Raw genomic sequence first — 21,608 nt, 5'->3', positions numbered from 1 at the left:
AGCATGAAGCTCAAGGACAAGGTCTGCATCGTTACCGGCGCGGCCAGCGGAATTGGCAATGCCATCGCCCACAAGTATGCGGCCGAAGGCGGCAAGGTGGCGATCGCCGACATCAAGATGGAAGCCGCCCAGGCCGCTGCCGACGGCATAGCCGCCAGGTTCGGCACCGAAGCGATGGCGGTGGCCATGGACGTCACCAGCGAGGAGCAGGTGAATGCCGGCGTGCAGTCGGTCGTCGATGCCTGGGGCACGGTGGACGTGCTGGTCTCCAACGCCGGCATCCAGATCGTCAATCCGATCGAGGATTTCGCGTTCGCCGACTGGAAGAAGATGCTCGCGATCCACCTCGACGGTGCTTTTCTTACGTCGAAGGCGGTGATCCCGCACATGTACGCGCAGGGTTCGGGCTCGATAATCTTCATGGGCTCGGTCCACTCGAAGGAAGCGAGCAAGCTCAAGAGCGCCTATGTCACCGCCAAGCACGGCCTGCTCGGCCTCAACCGCGTGATCGCCAAGGAAGCCGGCCCCAGGGGCGTGCGCACCAACGTGATCTGCCCCGGCTTCGTGCGCACGCCGCTGGTGGACAAGCAGATCCCAGAACAGTCCAGGGAACTGGGCATTCCCGAAGAGGAAGTCATCGCCAAGGTCATGCTCGGCCAGACCGTCGATGCGGAGTTCACCACGGTGGAGGACATTGCCGAAGTCGCGCTGTTCTTCGCGGCCTTCCAGACCAATGCGCTGACCGGCCAGTCGCTGGTCGCCAGCCACGGCTGGTTCATGGAGTGAGTATCAACGCGCCGCGCGCCGGAAGCCCCCATAGCATCCCGCGCGCGGCGCGCATTCGGCGAAGGACGCCTTCGTTCAGCTTTTGGCGTCTAGCTCCTGGCAGCTTTCGCCAAAATCAAACGTGTGACGATCCAGGTCACCGGCACGGCAAGCACGAAACCGGTCGCGGCAGCAATCAGGATCGGTTTGGAACCGGGCAGGCCGGCCGCCAGCACCGCCGTGACGCCGACGCCCATCAGCACCGTCATCGCAATGGCGTGAATGGCCAGCACAACAATCACAAAGCGCATGACTACGCTCCCCTGAAACCCTTGGTGAGCGTGAGGCTAGGCGATTGGCGGGAACAGTCGTTGATTGGGATCAAGCGGCCACAGCCTTCGCCCGGACGACGGACCTACCGGGCCGCGCGCAGCCGTTGAAGCGCGGCGTCACGACCGATCAGGGGAAGCAGCGCGCCCATGTCGGGGCCGTGGTCCATGCCGGTGAGCGCCTGCCGCAGCGGTAGGAACAGCCCCTTGCCCTTGCGCCCGGTTGCACTCTTGAGCGCGCCGGTCAGCGTCTTCCATATGTCCGCGCTCCATTCCTGCGCAGCCAGCGTGTCTGCGGCCTGCGCAAGATAGGCGCGGTCCTCTTCCGAAAAGTCCGGGGCCTCGATGGGCCCTGTCACGACACGCCACCAGTCGGCCGCCTGATGCACGTGCGAAAGGTTGGGCCGCACCGTTTCCCAGGCCGCGGCGTCCATGCCTTCGGGCAGGCGATCCGCCACCGCCTCGTAGGGCAGGCCGTGAACCACCGCCGCATTGACCCGCTCCAGTTCCGCCTCGTCGAACCGCGCAGGTGCGCGGCCGAAGCGGGAGAGGTCGAAGGCGGCGGCGAGATCGTCCAGCCGCAAGGCCGGATCGACCGGATCCGACGTGCCCAGCCGGCCCAGCAGCGCGACCAGCGCCTCGGGCTCGATCCCGGCCTCGCGGAAATGCGCCGCGCCAAGCGAGCCGAGCCGCTTTGACAGCTTGCCCTCGGTGCCGACCAGCAGCGCCTCGTGCGCGAAACGCGGAACCGACGCGCCGAGCGCCGTGAACATCTGCACTTGCGCGGCGGTGTTGGAGACGTGGTCCTCGCCACGCAGGATGTCGGTGACGCCCATGGCGATGTCGTCGATGACCGATGGCAGCATGTAGAGCCACGACCCGTCGGCGCGGCGGATGACGGGGTCCGACATCATCGCCGGATCGAAATGCTGGGGGCCGCGAATACCGTCTTCCCATACGATCTGTTCTTCGCGATCGAGCAGGAAGCGCCAGTGGGGCTGCTCTCCTGCCGCCAGTTTGGCGGCCTTGTCGTCTTCGGACAGATCGAGTGCGCTGCGGTCGTAGATCGGCGGCAATCCCCGCCCGAGCAGCACCTTGCGCTTGAGTTCCAGTTCCTGCGGCGTTTCCCAGCAAGGATAGACGCGCCCGTCGGCCTTCAGCCGCTCGAATTCGGCCTCGTAGCTGTCGAAACGAGCCGACTGGCGTTCCTCGCCTTCGGGATCGAGGCCCAGCCAGGCAAGGTCGGCGCGGATCGCCTCGACGTATTCCTCGCGGCTGCGCGCGGCGTCGGTGTCGTCGATGCGCAGCAGGAAGCGCCCGCCGGCCTGCTTGGCGAGGAGCCAGTTGTGCAGCGCCGTGCGGATATTGCCGACATGCAGGTGCCCGGTGGGCGAGGGTGCGAAGCGCGTGGTGACCATGGAGCGCGCGATTACGGCGCGCGGCGCACCGCGTCAAATGGCGGTTGCAGGCGGATGGCCCTGGGCACGATCCGCCCCGCCCTCAGGGTCAGGCCCGTGCTTCCGAAGCGTAGAGCAGGCTGCCTTCGCCGAGCTTGTCGAGCACCCCTGCAATCTCGCTCTGCTCGACCGAGAAGCAGCCGAGACTGCGGCCGATCTGCCCTTGCGAGCGGATCAGGCTGCTGTCGACGTAGGAGGCGCCATGAATGACGATCGCGCGTTCGAGCGCGAGGTTGTTTTCCGGATCGAGCCCGATCAGCCGGCGCGAGGCGCCATGCTTGCCGTAATAGCGATTGGCGATCACGAAGCTGCCCGCCGAGGAGGCGTTTGAACCGGGCCGGTTCGAGAGGCGTTTCACCCAGCCGGTGTGCCCAGGGTCCGATCCGCGGCCATGGGCGACCAGATAGGAGTCGAGAATCCGCCCGCTGGCGACATCGACCAGTTGGAAACGCTTCTTGCTCGAATGCTCGGTGAAATCGACCAGGCCAATGCGATCGCGGTTGCCGACGCGACGATCGTGCTTGTCGAGTGCGGCCAGCGCCTCTTTCAACAGAGGCGGCATGTCCGCGGACTTTGGTGTTGCAGGTGCCTTCGGCACGGCGGCCTTTGCCACCGGCACGACTTTCCTGCCCGGTGCCGCGATCACCGCCGTCGCAGTTGCACCCGCAAGCGTCGTGATCGCGCCGCCGACGAAAACGCGACGACTGAATTCCATGCTGTACCCGAATCCCGTTTGTTCCAACTGCTTGTGAAAATAGGGAACAAAGGCGGAAACTTCAAGCTAACTTGAGCTTTCAGGGCGGGATGGTTCCATAACTCGGCTTGTGTCGAACACGGCCCGTCGCATTCACGCCGAGGACCGGGAAACCGTTTGCAGCGAATCGCGCTGCGGGACGTCAAGGGCCCAAGTCGTCCAGCGACGGCACATCGATGCTGCGGTGCGACCCGCTGGAATCGAAGCCCAATTGCTTGGCTATGGCGCGATTCCATCCATAGACGTCCTGCTTCCATACCACATTGCCGGCACTGTCGACAAAGGTAGGATGATAGAGCAGGCGAACGGTGATGTTCTGCGGGAGAGCCACGAAGGTCTCGCTGCCGCGAGCCCTCGCGTTCTGCCACTTGTCCGTGATCCCCTGGTCGCCGGCGATCCGGGACGCGAAGTCGAGCGCATTGTCGACGCGCACGCAACCGTGGCTGAGCTGGCGCAGGCTGCGGTTGAAAAGCGAGCGGGCGCCAGTGTCGTGCAGGTAGATCGCGTATTTGTCCCTCAGGTCGAATTTCACCAGGCCGAGCGCGTTGTCGGGCCCCGGCAACTGCACGATCCAGCCGTTGCGGCGCACCATGTTGCGCCGTCTCAGGGCGCCTGGACCGAGGCCGGAAAGCTCCTCCTTCTCGATCGAGCGCGGCACCGTCCACGTGGGATTGGCGACCAGCCGGAACATCGGCGCGGAAAGCTGCGGCGTTTCCCAGTCGGGCCGGCCGACGATGACCTTGCGCGTATCGACGACCGAACCGTCGCGAATGTAGCTGAGTTGCGCGGCCGCGGTGTTGACGTCGATGCGCACGGGGGGCGGATTGCGCACCAGCCATCGGCGCCGTTCCAGCGCCACGGCCAATGCCTTTTCGCGCGCCTGAGGCCCGCGGTTGAGTTCGGCGAGCGTCTCCGGTCCGACCACGCCGTCCTGCGCCAGTCCGCGTTCCTCCTGCATCTGTTCGACAGCCTGCTTCATGCGGGAAGTGTAGAGCGTGTTGTCGTCGCCGTTGCGGCTGGCCGAACCGGCCTGCGGCACCTGCCCGGCGCTGCCGGAATCGCTATCCTGCGCCATCGAAGGCTGAAGGTATCCGGCCTTTTCCAGCGCAGTGGCGATGGCCGGAACCCGCGGATCGCGCTCTCCCTCGTGGATCAGGTCGCCCTCGGGAATGCTGGGCCAGCTTTCGCCCGATGCTGCATCGTGGAGCTTGAGATAGGCATCCGACAGCGCCTTGTACGCGCTGTCCTGCGGCGGCAGGCTGGCGAGCCATTGCTCGACCTGCCCCTTGTCGAGAGCGGTCTGCAATCCGGAGAGGATATCCGCCTTGGCCACGGGGATGGTGTAGATGTCGTAAAGTTCGCGCGGATCGGTCGCACCGTTGGCCAGGGCTTCCGCATAGGCCAGCGCCGCGTTTGTCAAAGCCACGTCGCGCGCGGCTGGATCGGAAGCCGTCGCGTCGAGAAACCGGATATGGTCGAGCCCGTTTTGTGCCCGCCTCGAGAGCGCCGACTTCAGGGCATCGGCCGAATTCTTCGACCAGGCAGCCTTCCAGCCGCGGTTTTCGTAGAACGTGCGAGTGCCTTTCGCCGATGCCTGCGCCTTCAGGCTCTCGGCCGACACGGTCTGGAGCGGCTGGTCGGCGGGCGTGGCGCCGTCCGACTGGTTGCCGCAGCCTCCGACCATGAGAAGCGTCAGGATGGCTGCGCGTGTTGCGGTCTTCACTCTTACTCCCATTCACCGGTGTGCCCGGACGCGGCAAGCGCCCGTTTCGAGATGTCACTCGATTATTCAACACGGCTAAGGGGTTGGTGTTCCACGGCCGCGGCATGGAGCCCACGGACGGACGAAGACCGGCAGCGGCTACCCGCTGCGAAACGCGTGGGTAATGGGATAGCGGCGATCGCGCCCGAAATTGCGCGCCGTCAGCTTGACGCCCGGAGGGGCCTGGCGGCGCTTGTACTCGGCCAGGTGAAGCAGACGTTCCACGCTCTGGACGGTTTCGCGTTCGAAGCCTTCGGCAACGACCTGCTCCACGCTCTTGTCGTGCTCCACCAACCCGATCAGGATCGGGTCGAGCACGTCGTAGGGCGGCAGGCTGTCGCAATCGCGCTGGTCTGCGCGCAGTTCGGCGCTGGGCGCCTTGGTCAGGATGTTGTCGGGGATGACCGGGCCTGCCGGGCCCAAGGCGATGCGCGGGACATGCTGATTGCGCCAGCGGGCCACGGCGCAGACGGTCATCTTGTAGGCGTCCTTCAGCGGATTGTAGCCGCCGGCCATGTCGCCGTAGATGGTGGCATAGCCCACGCTCATTTCGCTCTTGTTGCCGGTCGTCACCAGCATCGGCCCGAACTTGTTGGACAGGGCCATCAGCGCGGTACCGCGAATGCGCGATTGCAGGTTTTCCTCGGCAAGGTCGCGGTGGGTGCCGTCGAACGCCGCGCCGAGCATGGCGTCGAAACCGTCGACCGCGTTGCCGATCGGCATGACCGTATAGCGGATGCCCAGCGCCTTGGCGCAGGCGGCGGCATCGTCGAGGCTTTCCTGGCTGGTGAAGCGCGAGGGCATCATCACCCCCCAGACCCGGTCCGCGCCCAGTGCATCGACGGCGATGGCCGCGCATGCCGCCGAATCGATACCCCCGGAAAGGCCGAGCACGACGCCGGGAAAACCATTGCGGTTCACATAGTCGCGCAGGCTCAGCACCATGGCGCAGTAGATGTCCTCGGGATGGGTGGCGAGCGTCTCCAGCGCGCCGCGATCGCAGCGCCAGCCCTGCGCGGTCTTGGTCCAGGCGGTCTCGACCACCTGCTCCTCCCAATCGCGCAACTGCACGGCGAGACCGCCGTCGCCGTTGACGACGAAACTCGCCCCGTCGAAGACCAGCTCGTCCTGTCCGCCGACGCGGTTGAGATAGGCCAGCGGCAAGCCGGTATCGACTGCGCGGCGCTTGGCCACGCCCTCGATTCGCAAGGCGTCCTTGTTGATCTCGTAGGGACTGCCATTGATGCAGATGAATATCTCGCTGCCGAAATCAGCGAGGTGCCGGCAGACCTCGGGCCGCCAGATATCCTCGCAGATCGGCACGCCGATCATGGTGCCGCGTACGATCACCGGTTCGGGCAGCGGCCCCGGCTGGAACAGGCGCATCTCATCGAATGTGCCGTAATTGGGCAGCTCGTGCTTGAGCCTGACAGCGGCGATCTTGCCCTGGTCGAGCAGGGCAACGCCGTTGTGCAGCGCGCCGTCGAGCACGAAGGCAGAGCCGACCAGCATCGCCGGTCCGTCCGACGCGCTCGCCTCGGCCAGTGTCTGCAACTCGGCCGCGGCGCGTTCGATCAACGAGGGCTTGAGGATCAGGTCCTCGGGCGGATAGCCCACCAGATGCAGTTCGGGAAAGACGATGAGATCGCTGCCCTGCGCCTTGCGCCGCGCTTCCAGCACGGCCCGGGCGTTGCCGGCGATGTCCCCCACCGATTGATTGAGTTGGGCCAGGGCGATCTTCAGCGTATCGGGCATGGTCAAGTGATGCCCCGCGGCCCTACCCGTTGCAACGAAAAATCCGCCGCCGCAAAATGCCGTCCGGAAACAAAAAACCCTCCCGGAGAGGAGGGCTTTCGTCCGCCGTTAGACGGACTTCCCGTACACATCGCGTGAACGAATACGTAACGGGAAGCGGCGGGGGCCGACGTGCCGGTGTGGCTAGTCGGCCCCCTGGCCGGATTACATCGCCTCGGACGCTGCCTCGGTCGGCATGTCGGTGGCGTCACCGGTCATCATCGCGTCAGGAACGGTCTCGACCGACTCGGTTTCCGTCGGAGCGGGTTCGCCACCACAGGCGGCGAGCGACAGAGCAGCAGCCGACGCGAACGCGGCGAAAGCAATCTTCTTCATGCGAATCCCCTTGCATTGTTTGGCGCACAGGCCAACGCTTGCAGGCAAGCCTGCAGGGCCATTCTTTAGACGAGACAATGGTGCAACGCAAATAGGAAGTAGAGGCCCCGAAAGCCGCTGTTTTCCTATGGGTTGCACACATATAAAGATATCTTTATATGATCTCGCATGCGGATCGACCCCCTCTTGCGGGCTCTCTCGGAGCCGACGCGGCTGCGCATCATGCGCCTGCTGGCACACATGGAACTTGCCGTTGGCGAGCTTGCACAAGTGCTCGGCCAGAGCCAGCCACGCGTCTCGCGCCATATCCGCATCCTGTGCGACGCAGGCCTTGCCGAGCGGCGCAAGGAGGGCAGCTGGGTCTTCCTGAGAAGCGCCGTGAGCGACCACGGCAAGCCCTCGCTCGGGACCGCCGCCGCCCGGCTGCTGGCCCTCGCGGAACAGGAGGACAGCGCGTTCGCCGCCCGCTGCGCCGAGGACCGCCGCCACCTTGCCGCGATCCGCGCCGGCCGCGAGGCGAGCGCCCAGGCCTACTTCGCGCGCCATGCGGCCGAGTGGGATACCCTTCGCCGGCTCCACGGCGCCGACGAGCCGGTCGAGGCCGCGCTGGTCGAGGCGCTCGACGGCGGAAACCTCGGTACGCTGCTCGATGTCGGCACCGGCACCGGGCGCATGGCGGAGCTTCTTGCGGAGCGCGCGAGCCATGTCACCGCGCTCGACAAGAGCCCGGAAATGCTGCGCATCGCCCGCGCCCGCCTGCAGGTCCTGCCCGCCAGCAAGGTCGATCTGGTACAGGGCGACTTCAGCGCCCTGCCCTTCGCGCAAGAGGCATTCGACACGGTGCTGTTCCACCAGGTCCTCCACTTCGCGCAGGAGCCCGAAGCGGTTCTGGCCGAGGCCGCCCGCGTCCTTCGCCCCTCTGGCCGCATCGCCATCGTCGACCTGGCCGCGCACGAGCGCGAGGAACTGCGCGAGCGCCACGCGCACGCGCGCCTGGGCTTCACCGACGAACAGATGCTCGCCCTGCTCAGCGATGCCGGGCTCGTGCCGCAGACGCCGGTAGCCTTGCCCGGCAATCCGCTGACCGTGAAAATCTGGACGGCGCGCCGCGAATGCGCCACGGCGCCCGCCGGCACGAAGAAAAACACGCCAAAACGAAAGACCGCAGTATGACCGCCGCCCCGCGACCGGCCGAAATGCCTCTCTTCGGAGAGCTCCCCGGCGACATTTCCGTCTCCTTCGAATTCTTCCCGCCCAAGACCGAGAAGATGGAAGCCCAGCTGTGGGACGCGATCACCCAGCTCGCGCCGCTTGCGCCCAAATTCGTTTCCGTGACGTACGGCGCCGGCGGCTCCACGCGCGAGCGCACGCATGCCACGGTTTCGCGGCTGGTGCGCAAAACCGATCTCGTACCCGCCGCGCACCTCACCTGCGTGGGGGCCAGCAGGGGCGAGATCGACGAGATCGTCGACCAGTACTGGGAAGCGGGCGTACGCCATATCGTCGCACTGCGCGGCGATCCGCCGCCGACCGACGAAGGCGTCTTCAAGCCCCATCCCGAAGGCTACACCTGCGCCGCCGATCTCGTCGCCGGCCTCAAGGCGCGGCACGACTTCGACATTTCGGTCGCCGCCTATCCCGAGATCCACCCCGAGGCGCTCAGCCCCGAGGCCGATCTCGACAACCTCAAGCGCAAGATCGATGCCGGCGCCAGCCGCGCGATCACGCAGTTCTTCTTTTCGACCGACGCCTATTTCCGCTTCATGGACAAGGCGCTGGCCGCCGGCATCGATGCGCCGATCATCCCGGGTATCATGCCGGTGACGAGCTTTGCCGCGATCCGCCGCATGTCCGGCAACACGCAGATTCCCGACTGGCTCGAAGCGATGTTCGAAGGGCTGGACGAGCGCCCGGGCCCGCGCGCGCTGGTCGCCGCCGTCGCCGCCGCGGATCTGTGCAAGCGCCTCTACGACGGGGGCGTGCGCGACTACCACTTCTATACTCTCAACAAGGCCGAGCAGACCTACGCGATCTGCCAGCTTCTCGGCCTGCGTCCGCAGACGAAACCCACGGAGACTGCCGCATGAGCGCGCGCGAAACCTTCCTCGCCGAGGCTGCCAAGCGCATCCTCATCACCGATGGCGCCTTCGGCACCGAGATCCAGAGCTGGAAGCTTCAGGAAGAGGACTACGCCGGCAATCTCGGCCTCAGCCACGAGCAGAAGGGCAACAACGACATTCTCGCGCTGACCAAGCCCGAGGTGCCCGAAGCAATCCACCGGGCCTATTTCGAAGCGGGCGCGGACATCGCCGAGACCAATACCTTCTCGGCCAACCGCATCAGCCAGGCCGATTACGGCGCCGAGCATCTGGTGCGCGAGATCAACATCGAATCGGCCGGCGCCGCCCGCCGCGTCGCCGATGAGTTCCAGGCCAAGGACGGCCGTCCGCGCTTCGTCGCCGGCGCCATCGGCCCGACCAACAAGACGCTCTCGCTCAGCCCCGACGTCAACGATCCGGGCTACCGCGAGATCGACTGGGACACGCTGGTCGATGTCTACAAGGAACAGGCCGCCGCCCTCGTCGAAGGCGGCGCGGACTTCATCCTGATCGAGACGGTGTTCGACACGCTCAACGCCAAGGCCGGGATCATGGCCGTCAAGCAGCTCGAAGCGGACCTTGGCCGCGACGTGCCGATCATGCTCTCGATGACGCTGACCGACCTTTCCGGCCGCAACCTCTCGGGCCACACCGTCGAAGCCTTCTGGCACGCGGTGCGTCACGCCAAGCCGGTGACCATCGGGCTCAACTGCTCGTTCGGCGCCACCCAGCTGCGCCCGCACGTGAAGACGCTCTCGGAAATCGCCGACACGCTGATCATGATCTACCCCAACGCCGGCCTGCCCAACGAACTGGGCGCCTACGACGAAGTGCCCGACACTACGGCCGGCTTCGTCAAGGAATGGGCCGAGGCCGGGCAGGTCAACGTGCTGGGCGGCTGCTGCGGCTCCACGCCCGCACACATCGCGGCGATGGCCAAGGCGGTGCAGGGGATTGCCCCACGCAAGATTCCCACGCTGGAACCGATGACGCGCCTCGCCGGCCTCGAACCCTTCATCATGGCAGCCTGACATGTCCGCCGCCGCCTGGCGCATCCGGCCCGCGGGCCCGGACGATGCCGATACCCTCGCCCTTGTCGGGGCCGCGACCTTTCTCGAAAGCTTCGCGGGCCTCGTCGATGGCGCGGGCATCGTGGCGCATTGCGCACGCCAGCATTCGGCCAAGGCCTACCGCGCCTACTTCGCGAAAGGGGCGAAGGCGTGGATCGCCGAGATCGAACCGGGCGGCGCCCCAATCGGCTACGCGCTGCTGGCCAGGCCCGAACTGGCGCAGGCCGAGGACGGCGATATCGAACTCAAGCGCATCTACCTGTTCTCGCGCTTTCAGGGCAGCGGCATTGCGACTGGCCTGATGGACGCCGTGAAAGCGGCTGCCGCCGGTCATTCCCGCCTGCTGCTGGGCGTGAAAGACGATAACCACCGCGCCCTCGCCTACTACCGCAAACACGGCTTCGAAACGATCGGCACCCGCCGCTTCGACGTCGGCGGCAAGACCTATGACGACTTCGTGCTGGCCTGCGCGCTCGCGCCGGCTCCGGCCCACTGACACAACGAGAAAGATCCATGACCGCGACACCCTCCTCAGCCCGTTTCGTCAATATCGGCGAGCGTACCAACGTCACCGGATCGGCCCGCTTCAAGAAGCTGATCATGGCCGGCGACTATCCCACCGCCATCGAAGTCGCCCGCCAGCAGGTGGAAAACGGCGCGCAGGTGATCGACGTCAACATGGACGAAGGCCTGCTCGACGCGGTCGAGGCGATGACCACCTACCTCAAGCTGATCGCCGCCGAGCCCGACATCGCGCGCGTCCCGATCATGATCGACTCCTCGAAGTGGGACGTGATCGAAGCCGGCATGAAATGCGTTTCGGGCAAGCCGATCGTCAATTCGATCTCGATGAAGGAGGGCGAGGAGCAGTTCCTCGAACAGGCGCGCAAGTGCATGGCCTATGGCGCGGCCGTGGTCGTCATGGCCTTCGACGAGACCGGACAGGCGGACACCAGGGAGCGCAAGGTCGAGATCTGCAAGCGCGCCTACAAGCTGCTGACCGGCATCGGCTTCCCGCCCGAGGACATCATCTTCGACCCCAACGTCTTTGCCGTCGCCACCGGCATCGAGGAGCACGACCGCTACGCACTCGACTTCATCGAGGCGGTGAAGGAAATCCGCGAGGCCTGCCCGCACGTCCACTTCTCGGGCGGCCTGTCCAACCTCTCGTTCTCGTTCCGCGGCAACGAGACGGTGCGCCGGGCGATGCACTCGGTGTTCCTCTATTACGCGATCCCCGCCGGGCTCGACATGGCGATCGTCAACGCCGGCCAGCTCGACGTCTACGACCAGATCGACCCGGTCCTGCGCGAGGCCTGCGAGGACGTGATCCTCATGCGCCAGCCCAAGGAAGGCGACCAGACCGCGACCGAGCGCCTGATCGAACTCGCCGAAAGCTTCAAGGGTCAGGACAAGACTCAGGAAAAGGCGGCGCAGGAATGGCGCGGCTGGGAACCGGTGAAGCGCATCGAACATGCGCTGGTGAAGGGCATCGATGCCCATATCGTCGAGGACACCGAGGAAGCGCGCCAGGCGATCTTCGAACGCGGCGGCCGTCCGATCGAGGTGATCGAAGGCCCCCTGATGGACGGCATGAACGTGGTCGGCGACCTGTTCGGTTCGGGCAAGATGTTCCTGCCGCAAGTGGTCAAGTCCGCGCGCGTGATGAAGAAGGCCGTGGCCCACCTGATCCCCTTCATCGAGGCGGAGAAGGCGGAAGGCGCCAAAGCCAAGGGCCGCATCATCATGGCCACCGTGAAAGGCGACGTTCACGACATCGGCAAGAACATCGTCGGCGTGGTCCTGCAGTGCAACGGCTACGAAGTGATCGACCTCGGCGTGATGGTGCCCTGGTCGACGATCCTCGAAACGGCGCAAAAGGAAGACGTCGACATCATCGGCCTGTCCGGCCTCATCACGCCCTCGCTGGACGAGATGGTGACCGTCGCCGAGGAGATGCAGCGCGCGGACATGCAAATCCCGCTGCTGATCGGCGGCGCGACCACCAGCAAGGTCCACACCGCGCTGCGGATCGACCCGGCCTACAACGGTGCGGTGATCCACGTGCTCGACGCCAGCCGCGCCGTGGGCGTCGCCTCGCAGCTGCTGTCGGACACGCAGGCCAGCGGCTACATCGAATCGGTCGCGATCGATTACGAAAAGGTCCGCGAGGCCCGCGAGGGCAAGGGCAAGAAGGACGTGCTGCCGCTCGCCGAAGCGCGCGCCAATGCCTTCAAGCCCGACTTCGCCGACAAGGCACCAGCCCCGGTCGAGCCGGGCCTGCACGTCTTCGAGGACTGGGACCTTGCCGATCTGCGCGAGACCTTCGACTGGACGCCGTTCTTCCGCGCCTGGGAACTGGCCGGCACCTATCCCTCGATCCTCGAAGACGATGTTGTCGGCGAAAGCGCGCGCAACCTCTTCGCCGATGCGCAGAAGATGCTCGACCAGATCATCGAGGAGAAGTGGCTCACCGCGCGCGGCGTCTGCTCGTTCTGGGAATGCCACGGCGACGGCGACGACATCCTGCTCGCCGACGGCACCCGCCTGCCGATGCTGCGCCAGCAGTTCCAGAAGTCGCGCGGCCGCGCCAACTTCTGCCTGTCCGACTTCGTCGATCCGGCGGGTGACTGGCTCGGCGGCTTCGCTGTCGGCATCCACGGCATCGATCCGCACATCGCCCGCTTCAAGGAAGCGCACGACGACTATTCGGACATCCTGCTGAAAGCGCTGGCCGACCGCTTCGCCGAAGCCTTCGCCGAGCGCCTGCACCAGCACGTGCGCACGACGCTATGGGGCTATGCCCCCGGCGAGCAGCTCACCAATGAAGCGCTGATCCGCGAGCAGTACCGCGGCATCCGCCCGGCGCCGGGCTATCCGGCTTGCCCCGACCATTCGCTCAAGCCGATCCTGTTCGATCTGCTGAAAGCGCAGGACAATGCCGGGATCACCCTCACCGAAAGCCAGGCCATGCTGCCGACCTCGGCGGTCTCGGGCTTCTACTTCGCGCATCCCGAAAGCCAGTATTTCGGCGTCGCGCGCATCGGCCGCGACCAGCTCGAGGACTATGCCCGCCGGCGCGGTGTGGACCTTGCCACCGCCGAGCGGTGGCTGCGCCCCAATCTGGATTGAGAATCCCCTCCCGGAAACCTCCGAAACGGAAAGGAACGCCGCTCAGGGCCGCTTGCCGAATAGCCGGGCAAGCAGGCTGGGCGGGCCGTCCATCGGCTGGATCGGTCCATAGGAAAGCCGCCGCTGATGCGCATCGCGGTGGGAGCGCGGCAGGATCGATTCATGCGGGCGGCTGCTGTGGATCGTATAAGCAGTCATGGCAAATACCTCCATCGTTCGGGTAGTCGTGAAAGTAACTCGCGCCGCCGGAAATTGTGCCCGAAACGGGGCGAATTTTCGCAAGAGAATTACCCGAGAATCGCAAGCAACGGCGGAACAAGGCGAGTCGCGCAGCTAAATTTTTTCGCACTTGCAACAAGCATGGCGCCGCCTGTCGGCAGGCGAATGACTTGCGCGGCCATTGCGGGCCGCACACTTGTTTACGGCGGCCCGTGCAAGGTCTTTAAACGCAAGCTGGAAATGCCCGACGGCACCCCTGCGAGTCGCCACCGGCTCGACCATGGAACCGCCGCCGCGGTCCTCCTCCACGGCCCGGATCGGCAGGTGTAAATGGACCGGCATCCGGCCCTGATGCTGCGCCGCCGGGATCCGTGGGCCTAGACGCCAGGGCGCCCGGCCAGCGTTTCCGCGGCCTGCCAGAAGGCCTCGACGAAAGCGGCGTCCTCCACCACCGGATTGGGCTTCCGCAGGGCACGCTGGTACCAGTAGAGGCCGGACACGAGGCCCGGTTCCTCCGCCGTGGCCAGCCATACCGCTGTGTCCGCGCCCTCGGCATTGCTCAACTTCGGCTGATCGCCATAGGCATCGCGTACGCTTTGCGGAGTATGCGAGAAGAAGTTGCTGTCCACCGTGCCGGGATGAAAGGCATGGGCAACGATGCCGTCCCCGGCGATCCGGGGCGCCAGCGCGCGAACATGGAGCACATTGGCAAGCTTGCCGCTGCAATAGGCCGCGCCCGGGCTCCAGTTCTCCAGGTTCTGCATGTCGGCGAGGTTCAGCGTCGGGATCATCTCGCTGCCGTCCGAGGAGGTGTTGACGATCCGCACGCTGCCTGCCGGGCTGTCCGCCGCCGCCTTGCGCATCAACGGCAGCAGCCGCGCGGTGAGAACGAAAGGCCCGATGAAGTTGGCCGCGAAATTTGCCTCGTAGCCTTCGGGCGTCATCACCTGCTCGGCAACCATGCTCCCGGCGTTGTTGACCAGCACGTCGATCCGGTCCGTCAGCGCGGCAATCTCGTCCGTCAGCCGATCGACCTCGGCGAGCAGGGAAAGGTCCGCGCGCAGCATCTGCGCATCGCTCCCACCTGTGCGCAGGTCCGCTTCGGCAGCCGCGCAGCGCTGCGGATTGCGGCCCACGCCGATCACCCGCATCCCCTTGGCGGCCAGCGCTTTTGCAGTCCCCAGGCCGATGCCCGAACTGGCTCCTGTCACCACCGCGACCCTCTGCCCCGCCATTTGCATTCTCCCTTCGTTGCCGGCGGCATTTCGCCGCTCCTTCGCACTTCGGGCAAGCCCCACCCCGGAATCGGAGGAAACCATCGGCTTGGCGGTTTCCGGGGCCGGGCCGCTCTGCCATAACGGCATCGTGACTGAGGATGACTGGCCTTTCGAGACGACGTTCTATGCCGAGGATGCGGGGATGGACGCTTTCGCGCCCGCGTTCGACTTCCCGCCGGCAGAACCGCCCTCGCCCGAAGCGGTATCGCAGGCGCTCCACGACGTCTTCGGCTTCACCCATTTTCGCGGGGTACAGGACCAGGTCGTCGAGCGCGTTCTCCACGGCCATTCCACCCTCGCGGTCATGCCGACCGGCGCGGGCAAGTCGCTCACCTACCAGCTTCCCGCGGTCCTGCTCGAAGGCACCTGCGTCGTCGTCTCGCCGCTGATCGCGCTCATGCACGATCAGCTTCGCTCGGCCACCGCCAACGGCATCCGCGCCGCCACGCTCACCAGCGCCGACGAGAACCGCGGCGAGACCATGGCCCGCTTCCGCGCCGGCGAGCTGGACCTGCTCTACGTCGCGCCCGAACGCGCCAGCCAGCCGCAATTCCGCGACATGCTCTCGCAGGCGCGCATCGCGCTCTTCGCCATCGACGAAGCGCACTGCGTTTCCGAATGGGGCCACGATTTCCGGCCCGACTACCGCCTGCTGCGCCCGCTGCTCGATGCCTTCCCGCAGGTCCCGCGCCTCGCGCTGACGGCGACCGCCGACCACCACACCCGCACCGACATCCTCGCCCAGCTCGGCATTGCCGAGGACGGGCTGATCGTCGCCGGGTTCGACCGCCCGAACATCCGCTACGCTATCCGCCCGCGCGAGAGCGTGATGCACCAGATCAGGGCCGTGCTCGACGAGAACCCCGGCCCCGGCATCGTCTATGCGCCGACCCGCGCGCGCGTGGAGCAACTGGCCGAAAAGCTTGCCGGTGCCACCGGCCGCCGCGTGCTGCCCTACCACGCCGGGCTCGCGCCCGAGGTCCGCGCGCGCAATCAGGCCGAGTTCGTCGCCAGCGAGGACATGGTGATGGTCGCGACCGTCGCCTTCGGCATGGGCATCGACAAGCCCGACGTGCGCTTCGTCGCTCATGCGGGCATCCCCAAGTCGATCGAGGCCTACTATCAGGAAACCGGCCGCGCCGGGCGCGACGGCGATCCTTCGGTAGCAGTGATGTTCTGGGGCGCCGACGATTTCGCCCGCGCCCGCCAGCGCCTTGCCGAAGTCGAGGAGCACCGCCAGCAGAGCGAGCGTCAGCGGCTCGAATCCCTGGCCGGGCTCGTCGAGACCGCCGACTGCCGTCGCGCCGTGCTGCTGCGCCATTTCGGCGAGGAGCCGCCGGCAAAGTGCGGCAACTGCGACAACTGCCTCGAACCCGCCGACGTGATCGACGCGACGACGATTGCGCAAAAGCTGCTCTCCGCCGTCTACCGCACCGGCCAGAGCTATGGCCTCGGCCATCTCGAAAAGGTGCTGTCGGGCGTGAGCGACGACCGCGTGCTGCAGCGCGGGCACGACCAGCTCTCGGTCTTCGGCATCCTGCGCGAGGAGGAAAAGCCGCTGCTCAAGGCCGTTTCCCGCGCTCTGCAGGCGCGCGGCAGCCTCGTGCCCACCGACCACGGCGGACTCGCGCTGGGCGGCGATGCCCGCGCGCTGCTGAAAGGCGATGCCGCGATGATGATCGTGCGCCCGCCGAAAAAGGAACGCCGCCGCCGCGGCAGCGCGGACGGCGGGGCCAACACGGTGGGCGATCCGCTGTTCGACGCCCTGCGCGAACTGCGCCGCGATCTCGCCAAGGACGCAGGCGTGCCGCCCTACGTGATCTTCCACGATTCCACCTTGCGCGAAATGGCGCAGGCCCGGCCCTCCTCGCTGGCTGAGCTAGGCGAAATCGGCGGCGTCGGCACACGAAAGCTGGACACCTACGGCGAGGAGTTCCTGCACGTCATCCGGCAGTTCTAAGCTCGTCGCGGGACAGATCGCCTCCCTGCCCGGCGGAAGGACTACAAGCAGACGGATTTGGCAAAAACGGCCTTTCCGGAACCGCCGAGTTTGCGGCATACCAACGACCCGGTGCGCCCTGTCGCTTAATTCAGTGTCCAGTAGCCATCATCGTGACGCTCCAGCGTTCCGAGTCGTTTACCGCTTTCCATGAGCAATATGGACCGATCAGAGGTTTCATGTTCGAGAATGGAAAAGACAGCCGAGGGATTCTCGCCCTGAAAAGCGATAGTCTTCGGTTCACCGTTTCCATCATTCGGAAAAACAAGCAGAAATGTCCGCATGAGAGCCTCGCACAGCCGTTCAACGAGACGCACTCCATACGCATCTCGTTAGATTGATCGGCTGGACGCAAGAAGCGGATGGGCTGCTATAGTGCCGGGACCACGAAAAGCCGAAGGATAGAGGAAAGCAGCCAAGTACAACCGACGTATCACGGAACGGTTTAGCTACCTAACGATATCGGCATCCCCGCTTCGCCTGATCTGCCATTGAACAGGCACATGGACGATGTCGATGCTGGCCGATCATTTAACGAAAGGCAGCATTTCATTGTTTTAATCTGAAAGCGGCCTAACCGGATACGCGGACATTGCGGACATTACGAACTACGATAGAGTTCGTTGTCAGCCGTAAGGAATGTCGATTGAGCAAACATCTAAATGCCCGAGCAGCCGAGAGGACACTATTTATGGTGCTGCTGGGCGCGCTCGGGATTTCTGGCTACATCTATGAGCGTTTTCGGGACCAAATGCCGCAATGGAAACTAGTCGGCTTGATCGTGGTGGGGATGTGTGTCTGTTTTGCAGCATACAGGTTCGCTTTGAACAAGACGCTTCGAAAGCCCTGACGTAGCTTCCGCTCTCCCCGACTTTGCCGTCCTACAGCCAAGTCGGCCCGGTGCCGACAGCGGTCGAACGTTCACCTAAAGGGCCGCATTTCAACCTTTGAACCGGAAAGCGGCCTAACCGGATATGCCGACAATTCGGACATTAAAACCTTGACGTCATGCCAGCGAAGGCTGGCATCGCTCTCGGCATTTCATACCCTCTCGTCATGGGCGGCTGGACTTACATTCTCACCAATAAACCGCGCGGTGTTCTCTACATTGGCGTGACCAGCAACATCGCGGCACGCATTGCGCAACATCGGTCGGGAACCGGTTCGGCGTTCTGTCGACGCTACGGCCTGAACCGCCTCGTTCTGGTGGAATCGCATGCCGAAATTCTGTCGGCCATTGCACGAGAGAAAGCGCTCAAGGCGTGGAAGCGCGACTGGAAGATCCGGCTCATCGAGAGAAACAATCCTGACTGGACCGATCTGTTCGAACGTCTCCTCTAGCGGCCAGCGATCCCAGCCTTCGCTGGGATGACCGGGATGGATGAATTGCTGCTTACCCCGACATTCCAGTCATTAAACGGTTCACGCGAGCATCCTAAAAGCGGACATCGATGCCGTGCCCGCATTCCTGACCCGCCGCTCGGGCTGAGCCTGTCCAAGTCCCTGCCGCTCGGCGCCGATCGTCATCCTTCGACAGGCTCCGGATGAGCGGTACGGCTAAACCCGTCGCACGCCCGATCGCCAACCTGCACCCTCAATCGGGCCTGGCGAAATTCACCGGGACGGCCAGCTTGAACGGCAGGTCGGGCGAGGCGATGCGGGATTCGGTGCCGTTTTCATGGATCAGCACGGCGCGGCCGACGCCGGGTGTCGCGACGACGGCGGTCACGCTGTCGACCCATGCGTGGAGGACTTCCTTCGCCCGCGCCAGAGCCGCTTCCTCGGTCGTGGCGCTTCCCGATGCCTCGAGTTCGGCTTCCAGTTCGATGACCCGAGACGTCGCGCTCTCGATGCGGCTGTCGGATTTCTCGGTCATGGTGCGTCCTCTGGCTTGGCGGGTGGGAACGGTCAAAGTGGGGAGATGGCCTGTGGGGTGCAAGAGCCCTCTCCCGGCCAATCGCCGGCGCGTTGCCGAGCTACCGAAGGCGACCCGCCGACAAGACCCCATCGTCATCCCCGCGAAGGCGGGAATGACGACGACGGAACTCAAAGCGGGTTGTCGAGCTGGATCACTTCCTCGTCGCTCTTGCGCTGGGTGGTCTTGAGTTCGCGCGGCTGGGTGAAGCTGGCGAGCACCGGTTCGTCGCGGCCGTAGATGTCGTCGAAGGCCTTGAGGTCGCCGTCGATCGAACGGGCATACGTGAAATAGGTCAGGTAGACCGGGAAAGTCCGCGTCATCTCGACCTTGGTGTACTTGCCCGAGCGCGAGATCTCGGCAGCTTCGGCGGCCGGCATCTGCGCGCCGAGGATGGCCATGGTCATGCCCAGTTCCACCGCGCGTTCGGTGCGGATGCAGCCGTGCGAGAAAGCGCGCACGTCGCGGTTGAAGTACTGCTTGGACGGCGTGTCGTGCAGGTAGATCGCATGCTCGTTGGGCATGTCGATCTTCATCAGGCCGAGCGAGTTGGTCGGCCCCGGCTGCTGGACGACATAGACGGTGCCGTCCGCCCCCTTGGTCGCCTTGTAGCCGGCATTGCGCGCCCAATTGGGATTGTTCAGCACCTTGGCGCCCAGCCCCTCGCCCTTCACGATCGACTGCGGGACCGTCCAGGTCGGGTTGAAGACCACGCCCGAAACCGTCTCGGCAAGCTGCGGCGTCGCGGTGCGGCCGGGCTTGCCGACCACCGTCTTGTAGGTGCGGATGATCTTGTTCTTGACCACCAGCCGCAGCTGGAACTCGGGCACGTTGGTCATCAGGTAGACGTCGCCCAGATCGCGGGCGAGCCAGCGCCAGCGGTCCATGTTCGCCTGGATCAGCGCGCGCTTCTCCACCTCTTCGGCGGGCGTGGCATCGTATTCGGCCCTTAGCGCGGCGTAGTCGGGATTGGTCGGGGCGAGTTTTTCGACCACGCCCGGCACGTCGTGCTCGGACAGGGCCTGCGCCATGATCTGCGCGGTCGGCATGTCGTCCTGATCGGGATCGACGGCGAACCACTGCACGCGGTCCTCCATCGGCGTGCGCCCGTCGCGCAGGTCCTCGATCAGCCAGCCGAAGGCCTTGCTGGCCAGCGCATCGAGATCGTCGCCTTCGCCAGCGGCAATCGCGGCCTGAAGCGCGGCGGGCTGGTAGTCTGCGGGGATCAGGCCTTCCTTGCCGATCGCTTCGATTGTCGCCAGCAACGCCTGCGCATCGGCCAGCGACCACGACATCACCGGCTCGGTAACGAAGAGCTGCTGGACGACCGGTTCCGAGATCGTCTGCACGGTGCCCGGCGCGGAGGCGGAAGGGGATGCCGCCGCAGGAGCGCTGCCCGGAACCGAGGCCGGCGGGGAAGTCGGCGTCGCGGCGGGCTGCGGCGTCGGGGCAGGTTTGCGCGTCTCCGGTGCCGTCGGCGCGGTTTCCGGCAGGATGCTCTCGGGCAGTTCGGCCTCGACCTTCTGCGCCAGCACCGGCTGCGCCGAGAGACCGAACGCCACCAGACTGGAAACCACACCGGCGCTCAACCGATTGAAATTCTTCATTTTGATAAAGCCTGCCCTACCTAGCTTTCGAAAACGTCCCTGCAAACGGGGCCAATTCGCAGCGGATGCCCCGATTTGCGCCTTTGCCGGGATATCTTCAAGCACCGGTGCTGTCGCTGCGATGAATTGCTTGCGCACAAGGGCGCGCAGGGCGAGACGCGAGGGACCATGCACGCGCCGTCGTCCGAATCTGCCTCCCCGCCATCGTGGCTGCCGGTCCTCTCGGTCGTCGCGGGGATCGGCGCGTTCAGCGCGATGGACGCGGCGATCAAGGGCGCCTCCATCGCCGTGGGCGTGCTGACCGCGCTGTTCCTGCGCAATCTTTTCGGCACGCTGCTGACGATACCGGTCTGGCTGGCCGCCGGCCGCCCCCTGCCGCGGCGCCACGTCCTGGTGGTCCATGCCCAGCGCTCGGCGATCACGGCCACCATGGCCACGCTGTTCTTCTACGGGCTGGTGCGAATCCCCTTGGCCGAGGGCATCGCCATTTCGTTCATCGCACCGATCGTGGCGCTATATTTCGCTGCCGTGATGCTCGGCGAAAAAATTCGTCCGCAGGCGATCGTGGCCGCGCTGCTGGGGATCGTCGGCGTGGTAGTGATCGGCGCCGGGCGCTTCGGCGCGGGTGCCTTTTCGGACGAGGCCATCGCCGGCACGGCGGCGATCCTGTGCTCGGCGATGTTCTATGCGCTCAATTTGGTGTTCCAGCGCAAGCAGGCGCTGCTCGCCGGCCCGGTCGAGATCGCGTTGTTCCAGAACGGCATCGTCGCACTGATTTTCCTCGTGTTTTCGCCGCTTTTCCTGGTCTGGCCGGACGCCGCGAGCCTGCGCATGATCGGCGCCGGCGCCGTTTTCGCGACCTGCGCGCTGCTGTTCCTGTCCTGGGGCTATGCCCGCGCCGAGGCACAGGTACTGGTCCCGATCGAGTACACCGGCTTCCTCTGGGCCGCGCTGTTCGGCTGGTTGATCTTCGGCGAAAGGGTGGAAGCCGCCACGCTCGCTGGCGCCGTGCTGATCGTGATCGGGTGCTGGATTGCCACCCGGAAGGCCCGACCTGCGACTTTGGTTAAGGCCGCTCCCCCTTGACCTCCGG

At 65.5% G+C, this 21,608-nt stretch carries 19 protein-coding genes; 9 read left to right on the top strand and 10 right to left on the bottom strand.

Translation table 11 applies throughout. From position 1 onward, the window contains the following. Positions 1-3: 3 nt before the first annotated feature. A complete protein-coding gene (locus tag LK12_RS06500) occupies positions 4-786 on the top strand; it encodes a 3-hydroxybutyrate dehydrogenase (protein WP_039280856.1) in 783 nt (260 codons plus the stop codon). 89 nt (positions 787-875) lie between these two features. Here LK12_RS06500 and LK12_RS06495 read toward each other — a convergent pair whose 3' ends face one another. From LK12_RS06495 to LK12_RS24890, 6 genes are all read right to left on the bottom strand, one after another. Further along, on the bottom strand, positions 876-1,076 hold the full coding sequence (locus LK12_RS06495) for a hypothetical protein (protein ID WP_039280855.1): 201 nt from the start codon (positions 1,074-1,076) through the stop codon (positions 876-878). A gap of 104 nt (positions 1,077-1,180) precedes the next feature. Continuing rightward, on the bottom strand, positions 1,181-2,512 hold the full coding sequence (gene gltX, locus LK12_RS06490; RefSeq protein ID WP_039280853.1) for a glutamate--tRNA ligase: 1,332 nt from the start codon (positions 2,510-2,512) through the stop codon (positions 1,181-1,183). A gap of 88 nt (positions 2,513-2,600) precedes the next feature. Beyond that, positions 2,601-3,266, bottom strand: coding sequence for a murein L,D-transpeptidase catalytic domain family protein (locus LK12_RS06485; protein ID WP_039280851.1), 666 nt, complete (start codon positions 3,264-3,266; stop codon positions 2,601-2,603). Positions 3,267-3,447: 181 nt separating this feature from the next. Further along, positions 3,448-5,028 carry a L,D-transpeptidase family protein gene (locus LK12_RS06480; RefSeq protein ID WP_231568261.1) on the bottom strand — a complete coding sequence of 527 codons (1,581 nt, stop codon included), beginning with the start codon at positions 5,026-5,028 and terminating at the stop codon, positions 3,448-3,450. Positions 5,029-5,166: 138 nt separating this feature from the next. After that, a complete protein-coding gene (locus LK12_RS06475) occupies positions 5,167-6,822 on the bottom strand; it encodes an NAD+ synthase (RefSeq protein WP_039280849.1) in 1,656 nt (551 codons plus the stop codon). A 204-nt stretch (positions 6,823-7,026) separates the two neighbouring features. After that, positions 7,027-7,197 carry a hypothetical protein gene (locus tag LK12_RS24890; RefSeq protein ID WP_188818495.1) on the bottom strand — a complete coding sequence of 57 codons (171 nt, stop codon included), beginning with the start codon at positions 7,195-7,197 and terminating at the stop codon, positions 7,027-7,029. A 168-nt stretch (positions 7,198-7,365) separates the two neighbouring features. Between LK12_RS24890 and LK12_RS06470 the strand changes: the two genes are divergently transcribed. From LK12_RS06470 to metH, 5 genes are read left to right on the top strand one after another with little or no spacing between them, the layout of a single operon-like run. Next, complete coding sequence (locus LK12_RS06470) at positions 7,366-8,370, top strand: ArsR/SmtB family transcription factor (RefSeq protein WP_039280847.1); 1,005 nt, start codon at positions 7,366-7,368, stop codon at positions 8,368-8,370. Next, on the top strand, positions 8,367-9,284 hold the full coding sequence (gene metF, locus LK12_RS06465; protein ID WP_039280845.1) for a methylenetetrahydrofolate reductase [NAD(P)H]: 918 nt from the start codon (positions 8,367-8,369) through the stop codon (positions 9,282-9,284). Before LK12_RS06470 ends, metF begins: the two co-directional genes overlap by 4 nt. Next, positions 9,281-10,327, top strand: a complete 1,047-nt coding sequence (locus LK12_RS06460) for a homocysteine S-methyltransferase family protein (protein WP_039280843.1) — start codon at positions 9,281-9,283, stop codon at positions 10,325-10,327. Before metF ends, LK12_RS06460 begins: the two co-directional genes overlap by 4 nt. A 1-nt stretch (position 10,328) precedes the next feature. Continuing rightward, positions 10,329-10,862 carry a GNAT family N-acetyltransferase gene (locus tag LK12_RS06455; protein WP_039280841.1) on the top strand — a complete coding sequence of 178 codons (534 nt, stop codon included), beginning with the start codon at positions 10,329-10,331 and terminating at the stop codon, positions 10,860-10,862. 17 nt (positions 10,863-10,879) lie between these two features. Continuing rightward, positions 10,880-13,498: a methionine synthase gene (gene metH, locus LK12_RS06450; RefSeq protein ID WP_039280839.1), complete on the top strand. Its 2,619-nt coding sequence runs from the start codon at positions 10,880-10,882 to the stop codon at positions 13,496-13,498. Between the two features lie 42 nt (positions 13,499-13,540). On the opposite strand, the gene LK12_RS24575 is transcribed toward metH, so the two are convergent. After that, positions 13,541-13,696 carry a hypothetical protein gene (locus tag LK12_RS24575; protein WP_156135418.1) on the bottom strand — a complete coding sequence of 52 codons (156 nt, stop codon included), beginning with the start codon at positions 13,694-13,696 and terminating at the stop codon, positions 13,541-13,543. 398 nt (positions 13,697-14,094) lie between these two features. Then, positions 14,095-14,952 (bottom strand): SDR family NAD(P)-dependent oxidoreductase, encoded by an 858-nt coding sequence (locus LK12_RS06445; protein WP_039280837.1) that lies wholly within the window; start codon positions 14,950-14,952, stop codon positions 14,095-14,097. Between the two features lie 130 nt (positions 14,953-15,082). Here LK12_RS06445 and recQ point away from each other — a divergent pair, with 130 nt between their 5' ends. After that, positions 15,083-16,954: a DNA helicase RecQ gene (gene recQ, locus LK12_RS06440; RefSeq protein WP_039281614.1), complete on the top strand. Its 1,872-nt coding sequence runs from the start codon at positions 15,083-15,085 to the stop codon at positions 16,952-16,954. A gap of 1,047 nt (positions 16,955-18,001) precedes the next feature. Further along, entirely contained in the window at positions 18,002-18,334 is a 333-nt protein-coding gene (locus tag LK12_RS06435; protein WP_039280835.1) for a GIY-YIG nuclease family protein, read from the top strand. 253 nt (positions 18,335-18,587) lie between these two features. Here the strand turns inward: LK12_RS06435 and LK12_RS06430 are convergent, their stop codons facing one another. After that, positions 18,588-18,869 (bottom strand): hypothetical protein, encoded by a 282-nt coding sequence (locus LK12_RS06430; RefSeq protein ID WP_039280833.1) that lies wholly within the window; start codon positions 18,867-18,869, stop codon positions 18,588-18,590. Positions 18,870-19,039: 170 nt separating this feature from the next. After that, positions 19,040-20,515: a L,D-transpeptidase family protein gene (locus LK12_RS06425; RefSeq protein WP_039280831.1), complete on the bottom strand. Its 1,476-nt coding sequence runs from the start codon at positions 20,513-20,515 to the stop codon at positions 19,040-19,042. Between the two features lie 168 nt (positions 20,516-20,683). Between LK12_RS06425 and LK12_RS06420 the strand changes: the two genes are divergently transcribed. Beyond that, complete coding sequence (locus LK12_RS06420) at positions 20,684-21,601, top strand: DMT family transporter (RefSeq protein ID WP_039281613.1); 918 nt, start codon at positions 20,684-20,686, stop codon at positions 21,599-21,601. Positions 21,602-21,608 lie beyond the last annotated feature (7 nt).

Source organism: Novosphingobium malaysiense (assembly GCF_000802225.1).
Taxonomy (GTDB): Bacteria; Pseudomonadota; Alphaproteobacteria; order Sphingomonadales; family Sphingomonadaceae; genus Novosphingobium; species Novosphingobium malaysiense.
This window is presented reverse-complemented; position numbering and strand designations above follow the sequence as displayed.